This is a genomic window from Mycolicibacterium iranicum, from assembly GCF_002101705.1.
GTDB lineage: Bacteria > Actinomycetota > Actinomycetes > Mycobacteriales > Mycobacteriaceae > Mycobacterium > Mycobacterium iranicum.
Genome location: NZ_LQPC01000064.1, coordinates 1 through 3,167, shown reverse-complemented (window position 1 = coordinate 3,167; position 3,167 = coordinate 1). Strand labels below are relative to the sequence as shown.

Annotated in this window: 2 protein-coding genes; both read right to left on the bottom strand. The window is 67.4% G+C overall.

Going from position 1 to position 3,167, the window contains the following annotated elements; all coding sequences use genetic code 11:
- Positions 1-46 precede the first annotated feature (46 nt).
- Entirely contained in the window at positions 47-2,002 is a 1,956-nt protein-coding gene (locus AWC12_RS27210) for a site-specific integrase (RefSeq protein WP_085178093.1), read from the bottom strand.
- Positions 1,999-3,054, bottom strand: coding sequence for a tyrosine-type recombinase/integrase (locus AWC12_RS27205; protein WP_085178092.1), 1,056 nt, complete (start codon positions 3,052-3,054; stop codon positions 1,999-2,001). The genes AWC12_RS27210 and AWC12_RS27205 overlap by 4 nt, the downstream gene beginning before the upstream one ends.
- Positions 3,055-3,167 lie beyond the last annotated feature (113 nt).

Here is a 3,167-nt window from a genome sequence, read left to right as displayed (position 1 = left end):
TTATCCGGCCCTCAGGGTCGGATCAACCCCTGATTGCCGATTTGGGTCAGCGGTCGAGCCGCTGCAGGTGGTCGGTCAACGCGTCAGCGACGCGATGGTGACGGGCCGCTTCATCGGGCCATCCTCGGTCGCGGGCATCGACCTCGAGTGCCTCGACGTCGGTGCGTTGCGCCTCGAGCGCGTCGCGGAACTCCGGTCCGGTGACGAAGTTGTCGCAGGTCTCGCAGATGTTGGCATAGGGACAAGCACCCGCGCTCTCGTGACGGGAACAGTAGCCGTGGGCAACACGCGTTTTGAGCATCTCGCTGCCAAGCCAAATCACGGCATCGGGGACGATCGGTTTGCCGACCGGGGTGAGAGTGAACCGCCGCCGCATCTTGCCCATCGCCTGGTCGTAGGCATCACGCAACGTCGGTGAAGCCAAAGTGGCGTAACGCAAAGTCATTTGCGGGGTGACGTGCCCGAGCAACGCCATCAACGCCTGCAGGCTCATCCCGGCGTTCGCGAGTTCGGTAGCCCACGTATGCCGCAGCTGATGCGGGGTCACCACCAACGGCGCACCCCCGGCCCCACGCAGTCCGCAAGTCTCGACGGCAGCGATCAGTCCGTTGCGCAGCCGGGTCTGGCTGAGACGGCGACCGTGCGCGACGAACAGGAAATCGGTCAACGCTCCGGTGCGGGGGTGCGGCAGCGGCCGGCAGATACCACGCCCGGTGGTCCACTCGTCCAACGCGGCGATGGTGGCGACCGAGAGCGGGACCATGCGTTCGGTGGCGAGCTTGCCCAACGGAACCTTCAACCAGGTGCCGGCGGGACCGTAGTCGATGACGCTGCCAAGTTCGAGGTCGAGTAGCTCCCCGACCCGCAGACCAGCTCCGCGGAGCACGGTCAGCCCGATACGAGCGAACGAATCATCCAGCCCAGAGACCGCATTCATCACTGCAACATCGATGTCGGGCGGCAGGGCCCGCGGAAGCGGTTGATCGAGTTTGGGGACGTCGACGGCGAAAACCAGACGGTGCGGTGGGGCCTGCTCCCAACCCCATTCGGTGATGTCGTCGAGCAGGTTGCGCACGCTCAGCACCGTCGATTGGATCACGGCCTTCGAGATGATGCGTCCGGCGCCGGAAGCGGCGCGTTGCCCACGCCAGGTGCGGGTGCGGTTCCAGACGAGGAAACCCTCGATGTGATTGCGGTCGAGATCCTCGAGGGACGTGACCTCGGGATGAGCGGTGGTGAGGTAGTCCGCGAACGGCAGCAAGTCGTTGATCAAGGATTCGACGGATTTCGGACGCAGCACCGATGCCCGGACGGTGACGTAACGCAGCAATGTTGCGCGAATCGCGTCGGCTATCGGAACCTCGGCGAAGCGTTGAGCGTAACTGCGGGCCCACCGCCGGCGCCGTGGTGGTGTGTCGACGATGCGGGCCTGAAACAGCATCTGTCGCAGCCCCGCAATCCGGTTGCGGTAGGCGCGACGAGACGTTGCCGGAATCGGCTGTGTTGCAGCCAATGCAGCGTCGAATTCGTCGACGGTATCGGCGCTCACGCCGCTGACGAGTCCGCCGTGCCAGGCGAGCAGCACCGCCAGACATTCACCCAGGACCGTCTCGATCCATTGCGGTGTCCAGCCCAAGGCCAGCCCGGCGGCCCGGACTGCGGCGAACCCGTCCGGGTCGCGGTCCTCGACGGCTCGGCCGAGACCGGTGAGGTTCTTGACGGCCGCAAGTTCGAGGTCCAGCCGCAGCTCGCGGCGTCCGATGAGGTGACACAGCAGCGGCCACGCCCCGGTGCGGCGCAGTTCGATGAGCCGTTCGGCTGCCGGTCGGGTCATCCAGTCCCGCAGGTCCGGATGCGAGGTGAGGAAGGTGGTCGCGATGAGGGTGCGAGCGCGCACCGACCTACCGCTGAGACCCAGGGCGGCAACGTACTCGAGGTAGTCGGCCAGCACCGTATCCGGGTCGGCCAGCGGATCGACCATTGCGAGCGCGGGGGTGGTCATCGTCGTGTCCCGGCGAGGCTGGCGCGGGCCGCGCCGTATTCGGCGGCGAGCTGCGCGACCGACAGATGCACGTATCCGGCGGTGGTCTCGGGAGACACGTGCCCCATCAACTCCCGTAACGCCATCAGATCGATTCCCGCAGAGGCCAGTTCGGTGCCGTAGGTGTGGCGCAGTCGGTGCGGACGCACCCGCGTTGCGCCGGACAGGCCTCGGTGCCGCCGGAACAGCGACCGCAGTCCGGCCTCGGTGACCGGCGACCCGTGGGTGGGGCCACGCAGCACCACGAAACACTCTTGCGTCGCCAACCCCGGTGGCCGTTCGAGGCGCAGATAGGCCGATAGTTCGGTGAAGAACACCGCATCGACCGGCACCACCCGTTCCTTCGAGCCTTTGCCGAGCACCCGCAACCGACGTCGACCGAAATCGACGTCTGCCAGCCGCAGTGATCGCACCTCGGCGCTGCGCAGACCCCCGAACAGCATGGCCCACACCATCGCCCGATCCCGATGAGTGCGCAACGACGCCACGAACTGCTCTACCGCGTCGGCGTCGAGGGATTCGGGCAGCAGTCGCGGTTGGCGCACCAGCCGGCCCCCGGCTCGGGGTCGGCCCGGTCCGAGGTGCCCGAGCAGTCCGCGCGCTTGTGGTCGCAGGCCCTGCCCGCGCCGCGGTGAGGGCACCGGATTGTCGGCGCGCATCCTGGTCATCACCAGGTACTCGAACAACGCCCGCACCGCCGCGACTCGTCGGTTGATCGTCGACGCCGCCGCGCCCCGATCACCTCGTGTCGCCATACCTGGGCGGGGTTCGCGGCGCACGTCCTGCCAGTCGATCCACTCGAACACCGTCACCGGCGTCACCGCCGCCACCGTGAGGTCGCGATCGAGAAGGAACCGGGCCAGGTTGAGCACGTCGAACGCATACGCCCGCACCGTTGCCGCACTGAATCCGCGTCCGGCCAAGTGTGTCAGGAATGCGTTCGCCGCTGCGCTTCCCTCCCACTGGCCGTCGATCGCATAGCCGTCGCCGTGGGTCCGCACCCGAACGGTCATGGTCTGCCCCTCTCGATCGAGCTGACACCGCCAGCATGCGCCGAGCAACGCCGTCGGCCCCGGACCTCACGCCGCACCCATGATCGTGTCGTGAGAGGGCCGGTTAACCGATC

Coding starts and splice junctions, on each gene's coding strand:
- AWC12_RS27210 (WP_085178093.1), bottom strand. CDS start 2,002: ATGACCACCCCCGCGCTCGCAATGGTCGATCCGCTGGCCGACCCGGAT.
- AWC12_RS27205 (WP_085178092.1), bottom strand. CDS start 3,054: ATGACCGTTCGGGTGCGGACCCACGGCGACGGCTATGCGATCGACGGC.